Consider the following 21,678-nt stretch of genomic DNA (forward strand, 5'->3'; position numbering starts at 1 on the left):
GTCCGGGTGCCGGTGAAGCCGGGCGGCGTCTGGAACATCCGGTGACGCGAGGTCACCATGAAAGGCGGGGCGCCGCTGCCCACGTACGCTTCAACACCCCGTCCCCATCGGTGGAACACCCGTCCCCAACAGGGGATATCCGTCCCCGCGGAGCATCCCCAACGGAGAGAAGAAGATGGCTACTTCGCGCTGGACCGACGCCGGGGCGCAGCCCGTCTCACTGCGCCGCCGGGGCCCCGTCCTGGAGCGGGCGATCCTGGATGCCGCTCTCGAACAGCTCAGTACGGTCGGCTGGAGCGGCCTCACCATGGAGGGGGTGGCCGCCGGGGCGCAGACCGGGAAGGCCGCGGTCTACCGTCGCTGGCCCTCCAAGGCGGAGCTGGTCGCGGACGCGCTGCGGTCCGGCTTCCCCGGCCTCGACGACGCGCCGGACCACGGCTCCGTGCGCGAGGACCTCTACCAGCTGTGCCGAAGGGTCCGCGGGACGATGTATTCGCGGTCCGGCTACGCACTGCGTTCGGTCCTTTACGAATGCGACAGCGCCTCGGCGGACCGGTTCCACGAGCTGATCCTGCACCGGGTGATCGAGCCCGCCAACCGGCTCTTCCGTGAGGTGGTGCGCCGCGGAATCGAGCGGGGGGACGTGCGTCCCGACGCCACCGGCGATCTCGTCTTCGATGTGATCCCAGGGCTGATGATGTACCGGCAGAAGGTGTGCGGAAGCGAATGGAGCGACGAGGACATCGCCGCGATGATCGACCAGGTCATGGTGCCGCTGCTGCGTCCCCACCGGGGCTGACCGAAGCCTTCGGGCGGTCGGCGCGGACCTGGGTGTCGCGGGCGGCCCCCGGCGGCGTAACCTTGCAAGCGCCATGCCGTACGAACCACCCACCCACACCGTCGAGCGCTCGATTCGCGCCACGACCGGGGCCAAGATCGTCGCCGGTGTCGACGAAGTCGGACGCGGGGCGTGGGCCGGTCCCGTCACGGTGTGTGCCGCCGTCACCGGGCTGCGCCGCCCGCCCCCCGGGCTCACCGACTCCAAGCTGATCACCCCCAAGCGTCGCACCGAGCTCGCCGCGGTCCTCGAAGGCTGGGTCACCGCCTACGCCCTCGGCGACGCCTCGCCCGAGGAGATCGACGAGCTGGGCATGACCGCGGCCCTGCGGCTCGCCGCGGTGCGCGCCCTGGAGGCGCTGCCGGTGCGGCCGGACGCGGTGATCCTGGACGGGAAGCACGACTACCTCGGCCTGCCCTGGCGGGTCCGTACGGTGATCAAGGGCGACCAGTCCTGCATCGCGGTCTCGGCCGCCTCGGTGATCGCCAAGGTGCGCAGGGACGCGATGATGGCCCAACTCGTGGGCGCCCGGGGCCAGTACGCCGGATTCGGCTTCGCCGAGAACGCCGGCTACCCCTCGCCCGTGCACAAGGCGGCGCTCGAGGAACTCGGGCCGACGCCCTACCACCGGCTGTCCTGGTCGTACCTGGACGCGCTGCCCCAGTGGCGGCACCTCAAGAAGACGCGGCTGTCCGCCGAGGCGGCCGCACTCGAAAGCGGGGGACAGCTCGGCTTCGACTTCTGACCCGATCGCCCCGGATCTCCGGAGGTTCTCGGTCCGTATTCCGTACGGTGCGACGCCGTTCCCGGAGTCTTCCGGTCCGCTTCGCGGACGTCCGAAACCCCGGGGCCGCATCCCGAAATCCCTGGACTTTCCCGCCCAGTTGCGGGGAGACTCCGCCCCGATCGCACCTTTGTGCCCACCCGCCGGTGACGCCTTCACCGGCATTTGATAGACATCAACTCATGCCTCTCAGCCCCGAGGAGCCTCAGATTCACGAGAGTGCCCAGGGTCCCCGCGTCACCCCGGCCGCCGGCCGCACCGCGCAGACCCCTCGCCCCGTACCCGGTCCGCGTCCCGCGGCCGCACCGCGTCCCGGACGTCCGGGCCCCGGCCCGGCCCGGCCCACGCCCCCCGTGCAGCGGTCGCACAGCGCCGCCGCGCAGACCCCGCCGACTCGGCCACCGAGCCCTGCCGGTCCGCAGATCCAGCTGATCCCGGCTCCGGCCGACGGCGCGCTCGACGCCGCGGGCGAAGCCGTGGACCTGCTGCTCGACACCGGCCGCGCGCCGGGCGACATCCTGGTCCTCACCACCGGTGAGGCGCACCCGTGGGCGGCGCACGAGCTGTCCTTCGGCGAGGACGCCTACTGGGCCCAGCACGACGCCCGCGACGACGTCTTCTACGCCGGTGCGGCCGCCGTGGAACGGGCCTCGGCCCGGCCCGTGGTCGTCGTCGCCGTCAACGCGGCCGATGACACCGCCGCCCGCACGCTGCCGCTCGCCCTGGCCCGTGCCGAGGCGCTGCTCATCGTGTGCGGCGACCCGCAGCGGATCAACGCGGCGCTGGGCGCCGGAGTCTGAGCTCCCGCTCAGGCGCTCCGGCCCTCGCGCGCGATGGTCCGGGCGCCGCGGGCCGGAGTCGGGAATCCGGGGCCGGCGCTCCGGAGCCCGAGGACCGGAGGCCGTGCCGCCGTGCCCCTGGCCGGATCCGTCCGGCGGGGCGGCGGCCGGACCCGCGAGAGGGCACGCAAGTGCTCCCGGACGGGCCGGGGCCGTTCAGCGTGCGGCGGTGCGCCGCAGCATCTCCACCGCGCCGGTGCCCGAGCGCAGTGGCAGCGGCGCTGCCAGCTCGTTCTCGGCGTCGGCCAGCGAGCCCGGCCCGGATATCGAACTCGGGCGGCGGCCGCCCCGGCCCTCGCCGAGCACCTGCCAGCCGCCGCGCGTCAGCGTGATGTACGCGCCACAGCGCAGCCCGTGCAGGGTGCAGGCGTCGCGCAGGCCCCACATCCAGGCGCCGTCCTCCTCCGTCCAGCGCTCGTCGCCGTCACGGCAGTAGAGCAGCACGGCGGTGCGCACCGGAGCCCGGCGGCGCAGATCGTGTGGGATCACTCTGCGCAGGTGCGCGAGCAGCGCGTTGCGGAACTCCCAGCCGTCGGCCGGAGCCGCGCGGCGGGTGAACGACGCGCTGGCCGCGAGCCGTTCCTCGTGGTCGAGGACCGCGACGACGGCGGTCGTGGGCGTCGGCCGGTGCCGGGCGTGCAGCCCGCTGACGACCTCGCGGGGATTGCGCAGCAGAGGAATTCCGGCGGCGGCCCACTCGGCGGGCTCCAGGATCCGGCCGAACCGGTTCGCGGAGTCGGCCGACATCGGGGCGGACGCTGCTGCCGAGGCTGCGGACGGAGCGAATCCGAAGGTCACGGTCCTCCCTTCCGGATACGCGCCCACAGTGCGGGCAGGGTCGGGTGAGGGCGCACCACGGCACAGCCCTTCCGGACCACAGGGGGACCGTGCGGGGGCGGCTCCAATTCTTGCCGCCGGGAGGTCAGGCGGCAACGAGCAATTGACGCCGCTGACCTGAATCGACGGGTATGGCACTCATATCCCTGCCCAGCGGCACCCCCGGTCACCCCTGCCGTCACGACTGGACCGCGAGGACCAGCGGGAACACCCCCTTGGCTCCGGAGCGGCGCAGCAGCCGGGCGGCCACCGCCAGCGTCCAGCCCGTGTCGGACGCGTCGTCGATCAGCAGCACCGGGCCCTGGGCCTCGGCGAGCGCGGCCGCGAGGGCCTCCGGCACGACGAAGGCGTGGTGCAGCGCGCGCACCCGCTGGGCGCTGTTGGACTGGGCGATCCGCTCGCCCGCCGGGCCCTCGGCGTACTCGAGCGAGCCGAGCAGGGGCATCCGGCCGATCTCGGAGATCCGTGCGCCCAGCGACCCGACGAGCGCGGGCCGGGTGCGCGAGGGCACCGTCACCACACCGGCCGGCCGCTGCGGTGCGTCGGGACGGCCCGAGGCCCAGCCGCCCGGGCCCTTCGCCCAGTCGGCGAGCACGCTCACCACCGCCTGCACCACATCGTCCGGCACCGGCCCGTCCGCAGTGCCCGGCGCGAGCATCGGGCGCAGCCGGTTGCCCCAGCCGATGTCCGAAAGTCGCCCCAACGCCCTTCCGGAGAAGGCCAGTTCGCCCGCCGGAATGCGTCCCTTCAGATCGATGCCGATCGCGGCGAGACCGGTGGGCCACATCTTGCGGGGCTCCACCTCCACGCCGGGCCGGGTCAGCTCGCCGCGCGCCTCGTCCAGGGCCGTGCCGGACACGTCCGCGGTGAAGCGGGCGCCCGCGCAGTTGTCGCAGCGCCCGCACGGCGCCGCCTGCTCGTCGTCGAGCTGGCGGCGCAGGAACTCCATGCGGCAGCCCGTCGTCGACGCGTAGTCGCGCATCGCCTGCTGCTCGGCGGAGCGCTGCCGGGCGACCCACGCGTACCGCTCGGTGTCGTACACCCAGGGCTCGCCCGTGCTCGTCCAGCCGCCCTTGACCCGGTGCACCGCGCCGTCCACGTCGAGCACCTTGAGCATCGTCTCCAGGCGTGTGCGGCGCAGCTCCACCAGAGGTTCCAGGGCGGGCAGCGACAGCGGGCGGCCGGCCTGCGCGAGGACGTCGAGGGTGCGCCGCACCTGCTCCTCGGGCGGGAAGGCCACCGACGCGAAGTACTTCCAGATCGCCTCGTCCTCGCGGCCCGGGAGCAGCAGCACCTCCGCGTGAGCCACGCCGCGGCCCGCGCGGCCGACCTGCTGGTAGTAGGCGATGGGGGAGGAGGGCGAGCCCAGGTGGACCACGAATCCCAGGTCCGGCTTGTCGAAGCCCATGCCGAGCGCCGAGGTGGCGACCAGGGCCTTGACCCGGTTGGCGAGCAGATCGTCCTCGGCCTGCTGGCGGTCGGCGTTCTCCGTCTTGCCGGTGTACGAGGCGACAGTGTGCCCGCGCCGGCGCAGATACGTGGTGATCTCCTCGGCCGCCGCGACGGTCAGCGTGTAGATGATCCCCGAGCCCGGCAGCTCGTCGAGATGGTCGGCGAGCCAGCCGAGGCGGTGGGCCGCGTCCGGCAGCGCCAGCACGTTGAGGCTGAGGCTCTCGCGGTCCAGGGGGCCGCGCAGCACCAGCGCGTCCGAGCCGCCGCCGGTGCCGAGCTGCTCGGCCACGTCCGCCGTCACCCGTGCGTTCGCGGTGGCGGTGGTGGCCAGCACGGGGACGCCGGGCGGCAGTTCGGCCAGCATGGTGCGAAGACGGCGGTAGTCGGGCCGGAAGTCGTGGCCCCAGTCGGAGATGCAGTGCGCCTCGTCCACCACGAGCAGGCCCGTGGCCGCGGACAGCTTCGGCAGCACGTTGTCCCGGAAATCCGGGTTGTTCAGGCGCTCCGGAGACACCAGCAGCACGTCCACAGCGCCCGCCGCGACCTCCTCCTGGACGGTGTCCCACTCCTCGGGGTTGGCCGAGTTGATCGTCCGGGCCGTGATGCCCGCCCGGGCCGCGGCCTCGACCTGGTTGCGCATCAGGGCGAGCAGCGGGGAGACGATCACGGTGGGACCCGCGCCCCGGGCCCGCAGCAGCGCGGTCGCCACGAAGTACACCGCGGACTTGCCCCAGCCGGTGCGCTGCACGACGAGCGCCCGCCGTTTGTCGGCGACCAGCGCCTCGATCGCCCGCCACTGGTCCCCGCGCAGCCGCGCGGTGCCGGTGGCGTCCCCGACCAGGCGGGCGAGGACCGCATCGGCTTCGGTGCGCAGTTCCGCGTTGCTCGTGTGCTCCATGCCCCCATACAACAGGACACCTCTGACAATCGTGGAACGAACCGTTCCTGATCGGCCATTCCCGCTGGTCATCGAGGCGCGCGCCAGCCCGCCACGGCTGGGCGCGGCCGGCTTGAACCCGCCTTGAAAGCACCTTGAAGACGCCTTGAAGACGGCTTGAGCGGGTCGGGCGAAGCTCCCTCACGTCGCCCGGAGAACACCCCGGGCAGATGCCGCCGAGCAGGGAAAGAGGGTGCTGGCCGTGCTGAATGCCGCTGTCGTCGGGGGAGGGCCCGGAGGGCTGTTCCTCGCCAGGCTGCTGATGCTGCGGGGAACCGCCCGGCAGGTCACCGTCCACGAGCGCAACGCCCCGGACGCCACCTTCGGATTCGGGGTCGTCTTCTCGGACCGTACGATGTCCGCCTTCGAGCGGGCCGACCCCGACACGCACCGCCGGATCGTCGAGGCCAGCGTCGCCTGGACCGACATGGAACTGCGGTACGGCGGACGGTCGTTGCGCTACGGCGGGTACGGATTCACCGCCATCGCCCGCAAGACGCTGCTCGCCATCCTCCAGGAGCAGGCCGCCGAGGTCGGGGCCGAGCTCCACTTCGAGGACCCGGCCGACGCCCTGGAGCTCGCCTCCGCACACGATGTGGTGGTGGCGGCCGACGGCGTCAACTCGGCCACCCGCAACGCCCTTGCGGACCGCTTCGGCACGCTGGCCCGGCCCGGCGCGGGCAAGTACGTCTGGTTCGGCACCCGGGCCCCCTTCGAGGTGGTGACCTTCCCGTTCGTGCAGACCGCGTTCGGCGCCTTCGCCGCGCACGCCTATCCGTACGGAGAGGGGCTGCACACCTTCATCGTCGAGACCGACGAGACCACTTGGCGGGCGGCGGGACTCGAAACCTCGACCGAGCGGTCCGCCGCCCCCGGGGTCAGCGACACCTACGCCCAGGAGCTCATGGAGCAGGTCTTCGCCGAACAGCTCCAGGGCCACCCGCTCCTGGTGAACAACAGCAAGTGGGCCAACTTCCTGCACGTGAGCAACCGCTCCTGGTCGCACCACAATCTCGTCCTCCTGGGGGACGCGGCGCACACCGCGCACTTCTCCGTGGGCTCGGGCACCAAGATGGCGATGGAGGACGCCATAGGGCTCGCCGCCGAACTGGCGTCAAGAGGCGCACAAGAGCCCGTCGAGGGCGCGCTCCACCGATACGAGGCGCGCCGCCGCCCGGAGACCGAGCGCACCCAGCGCTGGGCGCTGCCCAGCATGCGCTGGTGGGAGACGTTCGGCTCGCGCATGGACCGGGACCCCGACCGCTTCGGGTTCCACTTCCTGACCAGGACCAGCGCGATCGGCCTCGCCGGCCTGCGCCGCCGCCACCCCGAACGCATCGCCGCCGCCGAGGAGGCCTACGCCCACGAGGCGCCGCGCACCGCGGCACCCGTCCCCGGGGGGCACGCGCTCGGCGCGCCGCTGCGGCTCGGCGGCACGCTCCTGCGCAACCGGCTCGTGGTCGTCGCCGCGGACCGGGCCGAGCGTCAGATCCGCGCGTGCGAGGCGTACTCGGTGGCCGGCAGCTCCCTGGTGCTCGCCGACTGGCGGCGCCCGGTCGGCGCCGGTGAGAGCGACGCCTGGCGCGCCGCCCTGGAGCGCGTCTCCTTCGACGGCACCGCGCTCGGCGTGGTCCTGCGCGCCCTCGACACGGCGGCGGCCGACCGGGCCGAAGCCGTCGGCTTCCCGGTCGTCGAGGTCGTCCTCGACGACATCGGCCACTACAGCGAGGCCGAGACCGCCGAACACGGGCTCCTGGAGCGGAAGTTCCTCGGCTCGCTGCCCGCGGGCGCCGCGCTGATCGCCGGTCTCGGCTGCCCCGAGACCGGCGCCTACGAGAACGATTGCCTGGTCGAGCGGGCCCTCGGGGCGGCCGAGGCGGGCGCCTGCGCCCTGCATCTGCGGGCCCCGGACGGCACCGGCCTCGCGCACGCCCTGGAACACGCCGACCGGATCCGTACCGCCACCGGGCTGCCCGTGGTGCTCGCGTGCACGGACGGCTGGGCGCTGGAAACACCCGCCGGCCGCGCCGAGGGACGGCACGCCCTGCTGCACACGGCCCTGGTCGCCGGACGGATCGACGCCGTCTCCGGCTGGCCGCTCACCGGCTCCGGCCGCTGACCCGGCCACCCCCTGACTTTCTCTCTTCCCCCGCACGGCACTTCTTTTCACCCGCACGGCACATCACCCGTCAACCGCAGAAAGCTGCCCCCATGGAGGAGCACGTGAACACCCCGATCGAAGGTCCCCGCGACATCCGGTCCGGTTCCGAGCCCATTGCCGTCATCGGCATGGGCTGCCGATTCGCCGGCGGCGTGGATTCACCCGAGTCGTTCTGGAAGCTGCTCACCGCCGGCACGGACGCGATCACCGAGGTGCCGCCGGAGCGCTGGGCCGCCTACGAGGCCGCCTCGCCGCAGAACGCTGCGGCTCTGCGCCGCACCACCCGCAACGGCGGATTCCTCGACGACATCGAGGGGTTCGACGCGGAGTTCTTCGGGATCACCCCGCGCGAGGCCGAACTCATGGACCCGCAGCAGCGGATCGTCCTCGAAGTGTCCTGGGAGGCTCTTGAGCACGCGGGCATCGCCCCGCAGTCCCTGGCCGGCACCGACGCCGGGGTGTTCATCGGCGTCGGCTCCGACGACTACGGCCGCCGCATGCTGGAGGACCTCCCGCGCATCGAGGCCTGGACCGGGATCGGCGCCGCGTTCTGCGCGGTGGCCAACCGCGTCTCCTACACCCTGGACCTGCGCGGCTCCAGCCTCGCGGTCGACACCGCGTGCTCGGCCTCCCTGGTCGCCTTCCACCTCGCCGTCCAGGCGCTGCGCGACGGCGACGTGCCGGTGGCGCTCGCCGGTGGCGTCAACATCATGGCGGGCCCGGGCCTGACCATGGTCCTGGACGCGGCGGGCGCCGTCTCGCCGGACGGGCGCAGCAAGTCCTTCGACGCGGCCGCCGACGGCTACGGACGCGGTGAGGGCGCCGGTGTCGTGGTGCTCAAGCGGCTCGCCGACGCCCGCCGCGACGGCGACCGCGTGCTCGCCGTCATCAAGGGCACCGCCGTCAACCAGGACGGCCGCACCAACGGCATCATGGCGCCGAGCTCCGAGGCCCAGGCCCACCTCCTGCGCCAGGCCTACCGCAGCGCCGGAGTCGACCCGCTCACCGTCGACTACATCGAGGCGCACGGCACCGGAACGCGGGCCGGCGACCCCATCGAGACCACCGCCATGGCCGAGGTGTTCGGCGCCGGACGCCCCGCCGACCGGCCCGTCCTGATCGGTTCGGTGAAGCCCAACATCGGCCACCTGGAGGCCGGGGCCGGCGTCGCGGGCCTGATCAAGGCGGTGCTCGCGCTGCACCACGCCCACATCCCGCCGCAGGCCAACTTCGACACCCCCAACCCGGCCATCGACTGGGAGGCGTCCCGCCTCAAGGTCGTCGCCGAACCGACGCCCTGGCCGGTGACGGGCCGCCCGCGCCGCGCCGGTGTCTCCGGCTACGGCTACGGCGGCACCATCGGCCACATCGTCCTGGAGCAGGCCCCCGAAGATGAGGGCGCTGCCCTTGCCGGGGCCCCGGCCGCCGAGGACGGCGTACGGCTGTTCCCGCTGTCCGGCGCGACCGAGGCCGGCACCCGCGCCCAGGCCGCGGCCCTCGCCGACTGGCTGGATGCCGAAGGCGGCGAGACCCCGCTCGACGACATCGCCCGCACCCTGGCCGTGCACCGCGGGCACGCCGCGAGCCGGGCCGTGGCCGCCGCGTCCGACACCGCCCAGCTCTCCACCCGCCTGCGGGCGTTCGCCGACGAGGAGAGCGAGGAGGGCATCGAGACGGGCACCGTCCTGTCCGCCGCGTCCCGCGGCGCCGTCTGGGTGTTCTCCGGCCACGGCTCGCAGTGGGCCGGCATGGGCCGCGAACTCCTCGCCGAGGAGGCCGAGTTCGCCAAGGTCCTCGACGAGATCGACCCCGTATTCCTCGACGAGATCGGCTTCTCGCCACGCCAGGTGCTGCTCGACGGCGATCTGGGCGACGTCGACAAGATCCAGCCGATGATCTTCGCCATGCAGGTCGGCCTCGCCGCCGTCTGGCGCGAGCGCGGCCTTTCGCCCGCCGCCGTCATCGGTCACTCCGTGGGCGAGATCGCCGCCGCCGTGGTCTCCGGCATCCTCTCGCTGAGCGACGGCGCCCGCCTCATCTGCCGCCGCTCGGCGCTGCTCAGCCGGGTCGCGGGCAAGGGCGCCATGATCATGGTGGCGCTCCCCTTCGACGAGGTCGCCCACCGCCTCCAGGGCCGCACCGACGTGACCGCGGCCATCTCCGCCTCGCCCGGCTCCACCGTCGTCGCCGGTGACACCGACGCCGTCGAGGAGCTCGCCGCGGCCTGGGAGGCCGAGCCGCTCGTGGTGCGCCGCGTCGCCTCCGACGTCGCCTTCCACAGCGCCCACATGGACCCGCTCCTCGCCGAACTGAGCGCCGCCGCCGACGACTTGACGATCGGCGAGCCCTCGCTGCCCGTCTACAGCACCATGCTCGCCGACCCGCGCGGCGACACCCCGCGCGACGGCATCTACTGGGCCGGGAACCTGCGCAACCCGGTCCGCTTCACCCAGGCCGTCACCGCCGCCGCCGAAGACGGCTTCCGCGCCTTCGTCGAGATATCCGGTCACCCCGTCGTCGCCCACTCCATCGGCGAGATCCTGGACGGCCTCGGCATCGAGGACGCCGTCGTCGCGCACAGCCTGCGCCGCAACAAGCCCGAGCGGGACATCCTGCTCGCCAACGTCGCGGCCCTGCACTGCCACGGCGTGTCCCTCGACTGGGACGCGGCGACGCCGGGCCGGTTCGCCGACCTGCCGCACACCGTCTGGCAGCACCGGCGCTACTGGTACGAGTCGGCGGGCGCGGTCGGCGGCGGCACCCAGCACGACGTCGAGAGCCACACCCTGCTCGGCGGCCAGACCGTCGTCAACGGCAGTACCCCCGCCCGCCTCTGGCAGACCTACCTCGACGAGTCGTGCCGCCCCTACCCGGGCGACCACCCGGTCCAGGGCGTCGAGATCATCCCGGCCACGGTGCTGCTCAACACCTTCTTCACGGCCGCGGCCCACGAAGGCGAGCGCCCCGGCCTCGCCGACGTCACCCTCAAGGTGCCGGTCGCCGTCTCCACCCCGCGCGAACTCCAGGTCGTCCACCAGGAGGGCACGGTCCGCCTCGCCTCGCGCATCATCGGCGACGGCACTGCGGACGACACCGACGCGTCCTGGCTGACCCACACCACCGCCGTCGTCTCACCCGGCACCGCGGTCGGCGAACGCACCCTGGACGCCGACCAGTTGCGTACGACCTGCGCCGAAGTGCTCGACAACAGGTTCACCATCGACCGGCTCGCCGGCATCGGCGTTGCTGCCATGGGCTTCCCGTGGGAGGTCAAGGAGATGCGGCGCGCCCAGGGCGAGATCTTCGCCGTCGTCGCGGCCCAGCCGGACGGCGAACTGCCCGGCTCCTGGGGCTCGGTGCTGGATGCGGCGCTCTCCATCGCCTCCGTCGTCTTCCCGGGCGAACCGATCCTGCGGATGCCCGCCCACATCCGTGAGGCCGTCGTCTCGGGCGACTGCCCCGCCGAGGTGCTGCTGCACGTCTCGACCGTCGAGGGCGCGGCCGCCGTGGACACCGTCGACGTCTGGATCGCCGGCGCCGACGGCCGCCTCCTGGCCCGCCTCACCGGCCTGCGCTACGGCGTCCTGGACGGCGACCCCGGCGCCACCGCCAGCCCCCGGCGCCTGGTGAGCGAGGTGGCCTGGCGGCCGCTCGAACTGCCCGCCGAGCCCGCCCGCGAGCGCGCCGCGGTGACCGCCGCCGTGATCGTCGGCGACCGCAAGACCGGCCTGCGCATCGGCGAGGCGCTGTCCGCCGCCGGCCTGCCCTGGACGGCCATCGACACCCCGGACGACCTGACCGCGCTCGCCGAGCCGCTCACCTCCTCCACCGCCGTGCTCGTGGTGCCCGAGCGGGCCGGCGCCGCCGACAGCGTCAGCGGCGCCGCCGTGGACGCCGCCTGGCTGGTCACCCGCACCGCGCAGCAGCTCGCCGCGGCAGGGCCCGACGCGCACCCCGGCCTGTGGTGCGTCACCCGGGGCGTGCGCGAGTCCCTCGCCACCGAGTCGCTGGGCGACGCCCCGCTGTGGGGCCTGGGCCGGGTCATCGGCGGCGAGCACCCCGAACTGTGGGGCGGCACCGTCGACCTGGCCGACGACACCGACCCGGAGACCCTGGCCGCCCTCGTCGACGTCGTCCGCGCGCAGCCCGGCGAGGACCTCGTCTCGGTGCGCGGCGCCGCGATCGAGACCACCCGCCTGGTGGCCGTCGAGCGCGAGCCCGTCCGGGCCGCCCTGGAATGCCGGCCCGACGGCACGTACCTGATCACCGGCGGACTCGGGGTGCTCGGCCTGGAGGTCGCCACCTGGCTCGCCGGACGCGGCGCCCGGCGCCTGGTCCTGGCCGGCCGGCGCGGCCTGCCGCCGCGCTCCGCGTGGGACGAGATGACCGACACGACGACCCGCCGCCAGATCGAGGCGGTGCGCGCCCTGGAGGGGCTCGGCGTCAGCGTCCGCGTCGTCTCCGTCGACATCACCGACGCCGAGGCCGTGGCCGGAGCACTCTCGCCGCAGGCCCTCGACCTGCCGCCGATCCGCGGTGTCGTGCACGCGGCCGGTGTCCTCGACAACCGGATGGCCGTCAACGTCGACGAGGAGTCGCTCGACCGGGTCATGGGCCCCAAGGTGGCCGGAGCGATGGTCCTGCACGAGCTGTTCGCCCCCGGCAGCCTGGACTTCTTCACCCTGTTCTCCTCCTGCGGCCTGCTCCTCGGCCTGCCCGGCCAGGCCAGCTACGCCTCCGGCAACGCCTTCCTGGACGCGCTCGCCGCCCACCGCGCGGCCCTCGGCGACACCAGTACCGTCAGCTACGCCTGGACCTCGTGGCGCGGGCTCGGCATGTCGACCTCCTCGGAACTCATCGACGCCGAACTCGCCGCCCGCGGCACCGCCGACATCTCCGCCGCCGAGGCGTTCCGCAGCTGGGAGTTCGCCTCCCGCTACGACGCCCCCTACTACGCGGTGCTCCGCACCATCGAACTGGAGCCGTCCGCGGTCCGCCCGGCGCTGCTCGACGAACTGGCCGTGGAGGTCACCGAGTCCGGCGCCGACCAGGGCGAGGCCGCCTGGGCGACGCTGGAGCCCGAGGAGCTGCACGCCCACCTCGTGGACGCGGTACGCGGCCTGGTCGCGGCCGAGATGAAGTGGGCGCCCGACTCCTTCGACGTGCGGCGCCCGCTCATGGAGATGGGCCTCGACTCGGTGATGACGCTGGTCATCCGGCGCCGCCTGGAGAAGCTCTTCCGGCTCGCGCTTCCGGCCACGCTCCTGTGGGACCGGCCCACCGTGACCGCCATCGCCGACTTCCTCGCCGAGCGGCTCGCCGCCTGAGACCGCGGCCCGGCCCCGTCCGAAAGAGGTCGGGGCCGGGCCGCCCCCCTGCACGGATCCACCCGATCGAGCGAAGGAGGAGAAGATGAAGCGCGCCGGGACCGTCCCGTGGCCCGAGCACGAGGCCGAGCGCTACACCGCGGCCGGCCACTGGCGCGGCCGTCCGCTGGGCGACTGGATGTGGAGCTGGAGCGAGAGCTACGGATCCCGTACGGCACTGGTGGACGGCGCGACCAGGATCGGCTACCGCGAACTGGCCGTACGCGCCGACGCGCTGGCGGAGCGGCTCGTGTCGCTGGGGCTCGGCGACGGGGACAACCTGCTGGTCCAGCTCCCCAACTGCTGGGAGTTCGTGGCCCTGTTCCTGGCCTGCCAGCGCATCGGCGTGGCGCCGGTCCTCGCCCTCATGCCGCATCGCGAGCACGAGCTGGAGTACCTCGCCGAACTCGCCGACGTCGCGGCCATCGCCGTCCCCGACACCTGCCGCGACTTCGACCACCAGACGCTCGCCGCCAAGATCGCCGGAACCCGGCCGCGGCCGGTCCCCGTCCTGGTCGTCGGCGACCGCGTCGAGCCCGGTCACGTCGACCTGCGGGCTGCCCTGCGCATCGAGGGCGACGCCGAGGAGCGCCGCGGTCGCCTCGACGAACGGGCCCCGGACGCCGGGGAGGTAGCGCTGTTCCTGCTCTCGGGCGGCACCACCGGACTCCCCAAGATCATCGCCCGGACGCACAACGACTACGAGTACAACTTCCGCCGCAGCGGCGAGGTCTGCGGCTTCACCGCCGAAACCACCTATCTGGCCGTACTTCCCCTCGCACACAATTTCCCGCTCGGCTGCCCGGGCGTGCTCGGCACCCTCGCGGTGGGGGGCCTGGCCGTCCTCTCGCCCTCGCCGCACCCCAGGACCGCCTTCGCCGAGATCGCCCGCGAGCGGGTCACCATCACCTCGGTGGTGCCCGCCGTGGCCCACCGCTGGCTGGAGCACGCGGGCGACCGGACGTACGACCTGACCAGCCTCGAACTCGTCCAGGTCGGCGGATCCGTCCTGCCCGCCGAGCTCGCCCGCGAGCTCGGTCCGGGCCTTGGCTGCACCCTCCAGCAGGTGTACGGAATGGCCGAGGGCCTGCTCAACTACACGCGGCCGGACGACCCTTCGCAGGTCCTCCGCGAGACCCAGGGCCGGCCGATCTCCGAGGCCGACGAGATCCTCGTGGTGGACGCCGAGGGCCGGCCCGTGCCCGACGGCGCCACCGGCGAACTGCTCACCCGCGGCCCGTACACGCCCCGCGGCTACTACCGGGCCCCGCAGCACAACCAGCGGGCCTTCACCGCCGACGGCTGGTACCGCACGGGCGATCTCGTGCGGTGGCACCCCAGCGGCAATCTCGTCGTCGAGGGGCGGCTCAAGGACCTGGTCAACCGGGGCGGCGAAAAGGTCTCCATCGACGAGGTCGAGGACCTGGTGCGGGCGGTGCCCGGCGTCGCGGACGCGGCGGCCCTGGCCCTGCCCGACCCGGCGCTCGGCGAACGCGTCGGCATCTGCGTGATCCCCGGGGACGGGCCGCGGCCCACCCTGGAAACCGTCCACGCCTTCTTCGCGGCACGCGGCGTAGCGGCCTTCAAAACCCCCGAACTCCTCTATCTGGTCGAGGAGTTCCCGCTCACCCCGGTCGGCAAGGTGGACCGCCGCACCCTGCGCGAGCGGATCCTGGCGCTCGCCGAGGTGAGCGTGCCCGCCCAGCCGAAGGCCCAGCCGAGCGAAGCCCCCGCCCCGGCTTGACCGGCCAACGACCCCGCACTCTTTCCCCCGCTCCACAGCGAAAGGAACAAGCCATGTCGCAGATCCCGGCGGCCGGTGCGCCGCTCGACACCGGATCGCTGCGCCTCAAGGGCGTCGACCACCTCGCGCACGTCACCTGGAAGCCCGAGGAGACCCTGCACTTCTACCGCGACGTGCTCGGCCTGCCGCTGGTCCATGCCATCACCGCGACCGGCTGGGTCACCGAGGACTTCCCCGACTTCGTGCACTTCTTCTTCGCCCTCGGCAAGGGCAACCACCTCGCCTTCTTCTACTACTTCGGGCTCCCCGAGGAGGAGGACCCGGGTGACCTCATGCACCGCTCGCGCCACCTGGCGCTGCACGTCGACACGGAGGAGGAGCTGACCGCCTGGCGCGTCCGCCTCAAGGAGCACGGCGTACGGGTCACCCCGCCGCTCGCCCACGAGCTCCTGGAATCCCTCTACTTCGACGACCCCAACGGAATCCAGCTGGAGATCACCCGCCCGCTGCGCGCCTTCGCCGACGTCGACGCGCGCGACGCCGAGCTGACGCTCCGGGCCCTGAGCGACATCGCGAAGGGCGAGCGCCCCACCGTCGAGGACATGTGGCGCCGCAAGGGCGAACTCGCCCGCGACCACGCCGAGCAGGCCGCTGCGGCCGAGGAGAAGGCGAGCATCCGATGACCACGCTGTACGTACTGGACATCCCCGAATTCGACGACCTGGTACGCGTCGCCCGCGACACCGGGTACGGCATCCGCTCCGCGGGCGACTACGTCGAGGTGACCGCCGACGGGCCCCTGGTGCTCGCCCGGGACGCGGTCGGCGCCCGCCCCGCGATCTGGTTCGCCGCGCTGACCGGCGGCTACAGCGGCCGGCTCGTCCACCTCGACGAGGACGAACTCTGCCTGGACGAGGGCTGAGACCGCCCCGGTGCGGCAGCAATCGCCGCACCGGGGAGGGCGGCTACAGGGCCGGGGTGCCGAGCAGTTCGCGCGCGGTGTCCAGGAACGGGCGAAGACCCGGCGACTCGGCGCCCTGCGCACGCCAGGAGACCTGCACCTCCGTCTCCCGGCGGGCGTTGGTCCACGGCACCGTCTCCAGGGCGCCCCGCGCCAGATCGGCCGCCACCGCGATCTGCGGGAGCAGCGCACAGCCCATCCCCTCGGCGACGCAACTGCGCAGGGCTCCGATGCTGGTCAGCTCGGCCACCACGTTCGGCCGGGGGCCCCGCACGGAGCCCAGCGTCTCGTCGTACATCCGGCGGTAGCTGCAACCGGGCTCGGTCACCAGGAAGTCCACGCCGGCGAGTTCGGCCGTGGTCACTTCGTCCATCCTGGTCAGCGGGTGCCCGGGGGGCGCCACCACGACGACGGTCTCGGGAGCCAGCGCCATGCTCTCGAACTCCGGCTCCGTGGGCGGCGGTCCGAACGTGAAGCACAGATCCAGGGTCCCCTCGCGCACCCCGCCGCGGGACTCCGACCGGTTGCCCGGGCGAAGCACGACCCGGACCTTCGGATGGGTTTCCCGGAACCGCGTCAGCAAGGAAGGCAATCGGTAGACGCAGAGTGTTTCCGGTGCGCCGATGGTGAGTTCGCCGGCCGGGTCCGCCATTTTGGACACCGCGGCCCTCGCCTCCTCGGCGAGCTGGAGCATGCGCTCGGCGTATTCGACCAGGCGATTACCCGCGTCGGTGAGCCGTATCCGGCGGCCCGAACGGTCGAAGAGCGCCACCCCCAGATCCGCTTCGAGCGACTGGATCTGCTCGGTGACACTCGACTGGGCATAATTCAGGCGCTCGGCCGCCCGTGTGATATTGAGGGTTTCGGCAACGGTGCGGAACGTGTTCAACTGACGGAGCTGCATCTCTCGGCCTCCCCCGATCCATCGGCGCTTCCGATGGTGCAATCGGAATTTCCCGTTTCTCTTTCGCCCGGGTCCCCGCCAGGCTGTAACAGCCGCAGGTTCTCGACCCCGGCCGCCTCGAATTCGCTTTTCCGCATCAGTAATTGAGAAGGGAACAACTATGTCCTCGCAGTCATCGACGGTGACGGCCGCACAAGGAGGGAGCGCTACGGCGGGCGTCAAGCCCGAGGCCGGCGTCCGGCGCAAGGGGCTTCTGCTTCTGGGCCTTTCGCTCGGCTACTTCATGGTGCTGCTCGACACCAGCGTGGTGAACGTGGCACTGCCCGCCATCCGCGATGATATCGGCGGCGGCCTCTCCGGGCTCCAGTGGGTGGTCAACGGATACACCCTCACCTTCGCCGCGCTGCTGCTCACCATGGGTGCGCTCTCGGACCGCTTCGGCGCCCGCAAGGTGTTCCTCACCGGCACCTGGGCCTTCCTCATCGCCTCCGGACTCACCGCCGCATCCCCGAACCTGGGCGTTCTGATCGGCATGCGCGGTGTCCTCGGCATCGCGGGCGCCGCCCTGCTTCCGGCCTCGATGGCCGTCATCGCGACCGCTTACACCGACCCCGCCCAGCGGGCCCGCGCCCTCGGTTCGTGGGCTGCCATCACCGGTGTCGCGCTCGCCGCGGGCCCGGTCGTCGGCGGCGTCCTCACGGACACGCTGGGATGGCGCTTCATCTTCGTCATCAACGTGCCGGTCGCCCTGCTCAGCGTGCTGATCACCCGCGCCTTCGCGCCGCAGGTGCCCCGCAACCCGGACCGCGCCATCGACCTGCCCGGCCAGCTGCTGGCCGTACTCGCCCTGGCGGGCCTGACGTTCGGAGTCATCCAGAGCGAGCCCGAGGGCTGGACGTCCGCACCGGTGCTCATCGCGCTGGCCGTCGGTGTCGCCGCCGCGATCGGCTTCGTCATGGTGGAGCGCCGTGAGCCCGGCGTGCGCGGCCCGATGCTGCCGCTCCAGCTCTTCCGCAAGGCCACCTTCTCGGTCGGCCTGCTCAACGGTCTGCTCGTCAACTTCGGCCTCTCCGGCGTCCTGTTCGTCATGTCGCTCCACTTCCAGCAGGGCCTCGGCTACACCGCCATGGCCGCCGGCCTCGCCTTCCTGCCGCTGACCCTGCCCACCGCGTTCAACCCGATCTACACCGGGCGCCTGGTCGCCAGGAAGGGTCCGCGCATCCCCTCGATCCTCGGCTTCTCGCTGATGACGGTGGGCGCGCTCATCCAGCTGCTCTTCGTGGGCGGCGACGGCGCGGGCCAGTACGCACTGACCGCGGTCGGCCTGCTGGTCTTCGGGTTCGGTGTCTCCTTCGCCATCCCGTCCCTGGTCACCACCCTTGTCTCGTCGGTGCCCAAGGAGCAGGCGGGCATCGCGTCCGGCGCCCTCAACTCGGCCCGCCAGACCGGCGCCGTGGTCGGAGTCGCCGTACTGGGCTCCGTACTCCAGGCATCTCCCGGCGACAGCGGCACCAAGGTCGCCCTGTCGGTCGCGGCGGCGGCCCTCGCGGTGGGCGCCCTGCTCGCCGTCGGGTACATCGGCCGGCGCACCGCCCAGTGAGCGAGCGGCGGGCGAGCCGGTTCAACGGCGCCGGGCTGCCCCAGGGCGGCACCGGCGCGGGCTCCCCGCCCGTCCTGCGGGGCGATCCGCACCGCAGCGACGAGACCATCCACCGGGTGCGGGCGGTCATCCGCTCCCACGGGGTACCCACCGTGGAGCGCGGCTGGCCGCCACCCCCGGCGCCGCACCCGCCGACGGCCGCCCAACTGGCCGCCTCCTTCAAGGAGAACGGACGGCTGGTCCTGGCCGTTCCCGGCCCGGACACAGACCGGCAGCCGTACGAAGACGGCAGGGATGCGATGACCCCCCGGGCCGGCGCACACCAGCCGTACGCGGACGGCGCGGACCAGGGCACCCGGGTCGGCACCTGGCAGTCCCACGGGGCGGCCACGGAGCCCGACACCCGGGTCTGGGTCACCGTCCCGAGCTGCGCGGCAGCCGATCACGAAGCGGGCTGCCGCTGCGTCCCGGAGCTGACGCAGACGTTCCTGCACACCGTGCTCCCCGGATGGCTCGTGGCCGCCGCCGACACCCGGCTGCGCACCGCGATGCGGGCCTACCAGGAGCACTACGCGCCCGTGGACGACCTGACCGCGGTCGGCGCGCTCACCGGGGCCTTCGCCGACGTACTGCTCGCCGACTGCGTGGTCGGCGCCGCGAGCGACTCCCTGAGCGCCGGAACCGGGAGCCGGGCCCTGCCCGCAGTCTGCGGACACCTGGTGCCGCGGCTGCTGCGAGAGAGCGCGGAAGAGCTGATTCCGCTGAACGCGCGGCGCCGGGACGGCAGCCTCGCCCGGTCCGCCTACGACTTCTCGGCCGCCCGCGAGGGCGAGGCCCTGATGGCGGCGGCCGGCCCGGCCGGGGCCCGGCTGTCCCAGCTCCTCGCCGAGTTCCAGCCCGGATCCGCCGACCGCGAACTGCGCCTTTTGGGCAGGGAGTTCCGCGACTTCTCCGGTCTGCCGGACGGGCGCGACCCGGCCGGCCGAAGCTTCCGGGAACTCATCCGGATGCTCAACCGGGAACTGCGGGGCCTGGAACGGCGCCGCTCCTACCTCGGTGGCCCCACGCCCGGCAGTCCCGACCCGGCGGCCCTCGCGGTCGCCGACCGGCTCGCTCTGCTCGCCGCGGCCGCCTGCGGACTCGGCAGACTGCGGCTCACCGGCAACGACACCGAGCGCGCCTGGCTGCTGCTGGCCCTCACCAGGGTGCTGCGGCGCCTGGGCCACTCGACGCCGCGGCTGCCCAGGGGCCAAGTGGGGCTCGTCCTCAAGGAAGTGATCGTCCGTGACCGTGAGGCACTGGCCTACGACCTGTCCCGGGAACGGATCGACCTGGAGATCGGGAGCACGGCTTGACACAAGGGCCGACACCCGCGCTCTATGCGGCGCGGGGCCCGGACGACCTGGAAGTGGCAAGGATCAGGAAGGAGTTGGAGGAGAGCCGGTGCATCGTCGTCGCGGGCCGGACCGAGGACTGGTGGCCGCACGGGACCGGGCCCGACGCGGAGGACGTCCGGGTGCTGCTCGGCGCGGACCGTGCCCGGGCCGACCGGCAGCCCACGCCGGAGCGACGCATCCGCTTCATCGTGTCCCGGCTGATGCTCAGAGCCACCGCCGGCGCCCTGCTGGGCGCCGACCCCGCCCTCTTCGAGGTCGCCTACACCGTGACCGGGCGCCCTTATTTAAGAGGCTGTGACGAGCTGGACATCAGTGTCGGCGACTGTGAAGGCCTGGTCGCCGTGGGCCTGATGGACGGCGGCCGGGTCGGCGTGGACGTGGCACCGCTGCAACCGCCGCCGCTGCGGCTGCCGTCCGTGGAACACCTGCTCACCCGGCACGAGCTGGACCGTCTGCACGCGGCCCGGCCGTCCGCGCGCCACCCGCTGCTGCTCCGCTTCCTGACCCTGAAGAATTCCTATGCCAAGGCGATGGGGAGCGGGCGAAGGATTCCGTACGCCGATTTCGGAGTGGCGACGGACCGTGATGGATGTCATCTCATGGGGAAGGACGGGCGCTTTTACGTGCCCGGCTTCGGGGCGGCCTCCAATAATTTCGGTTCCACTCATCTGATTTCCGCGACAGGCGTTGCCAAATCTGGGTAGCCTGCACCCCGTCCGTGCAGGTCGGAAGCGGGATGGGGTACCCGGAAACTAAACCGATCGGTACGTTCGGAAAATGGACGAGACAGAGCAATCAATAGCTCAGGGGGAGTTGTCTTGGATATCGGAGTGCTCGGTGACGTCCAGATAATGGACGGAGAACTGGGCTGGGGGCCGACGGCGCCGAAGCAGCAGCAGCTGCTCGCCACCCTGGCCCTCGCCGTCGGTCACGTGGTGACCATGTCGAGCCTGATCGACGAGCTCTGGTTCGGAGTGGTGCCCCCGCGCAGCGCGGTCACCGCGGTCCAGACGTACGTCATGAACCTGCGTGCGCTGATGACCTCGCGGTTCTCGCACGGGCGGCTCGACCCGAAGGACGTCCTGATTACCTCGCGCGGCGGCTACCGGCTCGACCTGGGCACCGGCACCGTGGACGCCGACCTCTTCGAGGAGGCCGTCGACGAGGGCTGCCAGTCGCTCAGCGAGGGCGACAACACCGAGGCGGCCCAGGCCTTCCAGCGCGGTCTCGCCCTATGGCGCGGCTCGGCACCGCTGGACGGCGTCCCGCTCGGCCCGCGCCTCTCCCTGGAGGTCTCGCGCCTCGAAGAGCTCCGGCTCACCGCCCTCGAAGGCCGCATCGAGGCGGACATCCGCATCGGCCGCCATCGCCAAGTCCTGGGCGAGCTCCGTTACTTAACCGAGAACCACCCCCTGCACGAGGGATTCCACGCCCAGCTGATGCTCGTCCTGCACCGGACCGGCCGCCGTGGCCAGGCCCTGGAGGCCTTCACCCGGCTCCGCACCGCCCTGCGCGAAGAGCTCGGCATCGACCCGATGCCCGAACTGCAGGACCTGCAACGGGAGATCCTCCACGGCGCCAGCGAGAAGCGCTGGGCGGCACAGGGCGCCGGCTGGGGCGGCATGGCCGTCGTCGGGCAGGCGGGCTGATGAGCGCGGTACGTGATCTGTGCGCCGTACGTGACCAATGTGCTGTCCGTGAAGAGAGGGATCCGGTATGAACACACCGCAGCCGACGGCGACCCGCAACCGGGTCACCGAGCTACTTGCGTTGCGTGAGGAGGCCCGTCGTGGGCCGAGTGAGCGTGCGACCGAGGCGCAGCATGCGAAGGGCAAGCTGACTGCGCGTGAGCGGATCG

At 72.8% G+C, this 21,678-nt stretch carries 15 protein-coding genes; 12 read left to right on the plus strand and 3 right to left on the minus strand.

Going from position 1 to position 21,678, the window contains the following annotated elements:
- The first annotated feature begins 175 nt into the window (after positions 1-175).
- The 3 genes from IE206_RS34900 (at position 176) to IE206_RS34910 (ending at position 2,422) form a co-directional block, all read left to right on the plus strand.
- On the plus strand, positions 176-799 hold the full coding sequence (locus IE206_RS34900; protein WP_189969443.1) for a TetR/AcrR family transcriptional regulator: 624 nt from the start codon (positions 176-178) through the stop codon (positions 797-799).
- 73 nt (positions 800-872) lie between these two features.
- Positions 873-1,583 (plus strand): ribonuclease HII, encoded by a 711-nt coding sequence (gene rnhB / locus IE206_RS34905; protein WP_189969445.1) that lies wholly within the window; start codon positions 873-875, stop codon positions 1,581-1,583.
- 221 nt (positions 1,584-1,804) lie between these two features.
- The gene (locus tag IE206_RS34910) at positions 1,805-2,422 is read left to right on the plus strand and encodes a hypothetical protein (protein ID WP_189969447.1); all 618 of its coding nucleotides are present in this window, start codon (positions 1,805-1,807) and stop codon (positions 2,420-2,422) included.
- Between the two features lie 195 nt (positions 2,423-2,617).
- Here the strand turns inward: IE206_RS34910 and IE206_RS34915 are convergent, their stop codons facing one another.
- Entirely contained in the window at positions 2,618-3,259 is a 642-nt protein-coding gene (locus IE206_RS34915; RefSeq protein WP_189969449.1) for a hypothetical protein, read from the minus strand.
- Between the two features lie 217 nt (positions 3,260-3,476).
- Positions 3,477-5,648, minus strand: a complete 2,172-nt coding sequence (locus tag IE206_RS34920; RefSeq protein WP_189969451.1) for a RecQ family ATP-dependent DNA helicase — start codon at positions 5,646-5,648, stop codon at positions 3,477-3,479.
- Between the two features lie 241 nt (positions 5,649-5,889).
- Here IE206_RS34920 and IE206_RS34925 point away from each other — a divergent pair, with 241 nt between their 5' ends.
- The 5 genes from IE206_RS34925 (at position 5,890) to IE206_RS34945 (ending at position 15,880) form a co-directional block, all read left to right on the plus strand.
- Complete coding sequence (locus IE206_RS34925) at positions 5,890-7,806, plus strand: FAD-dependent monooxygenase (protein ID WP_189969453.1); 1,917 nt, start codon at positions 5,890-5,892, stop codon at positions 7,804-7,806.
- A 104-nt stretch (positions 7,807-7,910) separates the two neighbouring features.
- Positions 7,911-13,175 (plus strand): type I polyketide synthase, encoded by a 5,265-nt coding sequence (locus tag IE206_RS34930; protein WP_229853289.1) that lies wholly within the window; start codon positions 7,911-7,913, stop codon positions 13,173-13,175.
- 85 nt (positions 13,176-13,260) lie between these two features.
- The gene (locus tag IE206_RS34935; RefSeq protein WP_189969456.1) at positions 13,261-14,958 is read left to right on the plus strand and encodes a (2,3-dihydroxybenzoyl)adenylate synthase; all 1,698 of its coding nucleotides are present in this window, start codon (positions 13,261-13,263) and stop codon (positions 14,956-14,958) included.
- Positions 14,959-15,011: 53 nt separating this feature from the next.
- Positions 15,012-15,641: a VOC family protein gene (locus IE206_RS34940; protein WP_189969458.1), complete on the plus strand. Its 630-nt coding sequence runs from the start codon at positions 15,012-15,014 to the stop codon at positions 15,639-15,641.
- Positions 15,638-15,880 carry a hypothetical protein gene (locus IE206_RS34945; RefSeq protein WP_053726360.1) on the plus strand — a complete coding sequence of 81 codons (243 nt, stop codon included), beginning with the start codon at positions 15,638-15,640 and terminating at the stop codon, positions 15,878-15,880. The genes IE206_RS34940 and IE206_RS34945 overlap by 4 nt, the downstream gene beginning before the upstream one ends.
- Before the next feature lie 43 nt (positions 15,881-15,923).
- Here the strand turns inward: IE206_RS34945 and IE206_RS34950 are convergent, their stop codons facing one another.
- Positions 15,924-16,823, minus strand: coding sequence for a LysR family transcriptional regulator (locus tag IE206_RS34950; protein ID WP_189969460.1), 900 nt, complete (start codon positions 16,821-16,823; stop codon positions 15,924-15,926).
- Positions 16,824-16,983: 160 nt separating this feature from the next.
- Here IE206_RS34950 and IE206_RS34955 point away from each other — a divergent pair, with 160 nt between their 5' ends.
- The 4 genes from IE206_RS34955 (at position 16,984) to IE206_RS34970 (ending at position 21,469) form a co-directional block, all read left to right on the plus strand.
- Positions 16,984-18,423 carry an MFS transporter gene (locus IE206_RS34955; RefSeq protein WP_189969463.1) on the plus strand — a complete coding sequence of 480 codons (1,440 nt, stop codon included), beginning with the start codon at positions 16,984-16,986 and terminating at the stop codon, positions 18,421-18,423.
- On the plus strand, positions 18,420-19,778 hold the full coding sequence (locus IE206_RS34960) for a hypothetical protein (protein ID WP_189969465.1): 1,359 nt from the start codon (positions 18,420-18,422) through the stop codon (positions 19,776-19,778). Before IE206_RS34955 ends, IE206_RS34960 begins: the two co-directional genes overlap by 4 nt.
- A complete protein-coding gene (locus IE206_RS34965) occupies positions 19,775-20,524 on the plus strand; it encodes a 4'-phosphopantetheinyl transferase family protein (RefSeq protein WP_189969467.1) in 750 nt (249 codons plus the stop codon). Before IE206_RS34960 ends, IE206_RS34965 begins: the two co-directional genes overlap by 4 nt.
- Before the next feature lie 147 nt (positions 20,525-20,671).
- Positions 20,672-21,469, plus strand: a complete 798-nt coding sequence (locus IE206_RS34970; RefSeq protein ID WP_229853290.1) for an AfsR/SARP family transcriptional regulator — start codon at positions 20,672-20,674, stop codon at positions 21,467-21,469.
- Positions 21,470-21,678 lie beyond the last annotated feature (209 nt).

The organism is Streptomyces violascens (genome assembly GCF_014649955.1).
Taxonomy (GTDB): domain Bacteria; phylum Actinomycetota; class Actinomycetes; order Streptomycetales; family Streptomycetaceae; genus Streptomyces; species Streptomyces violascens.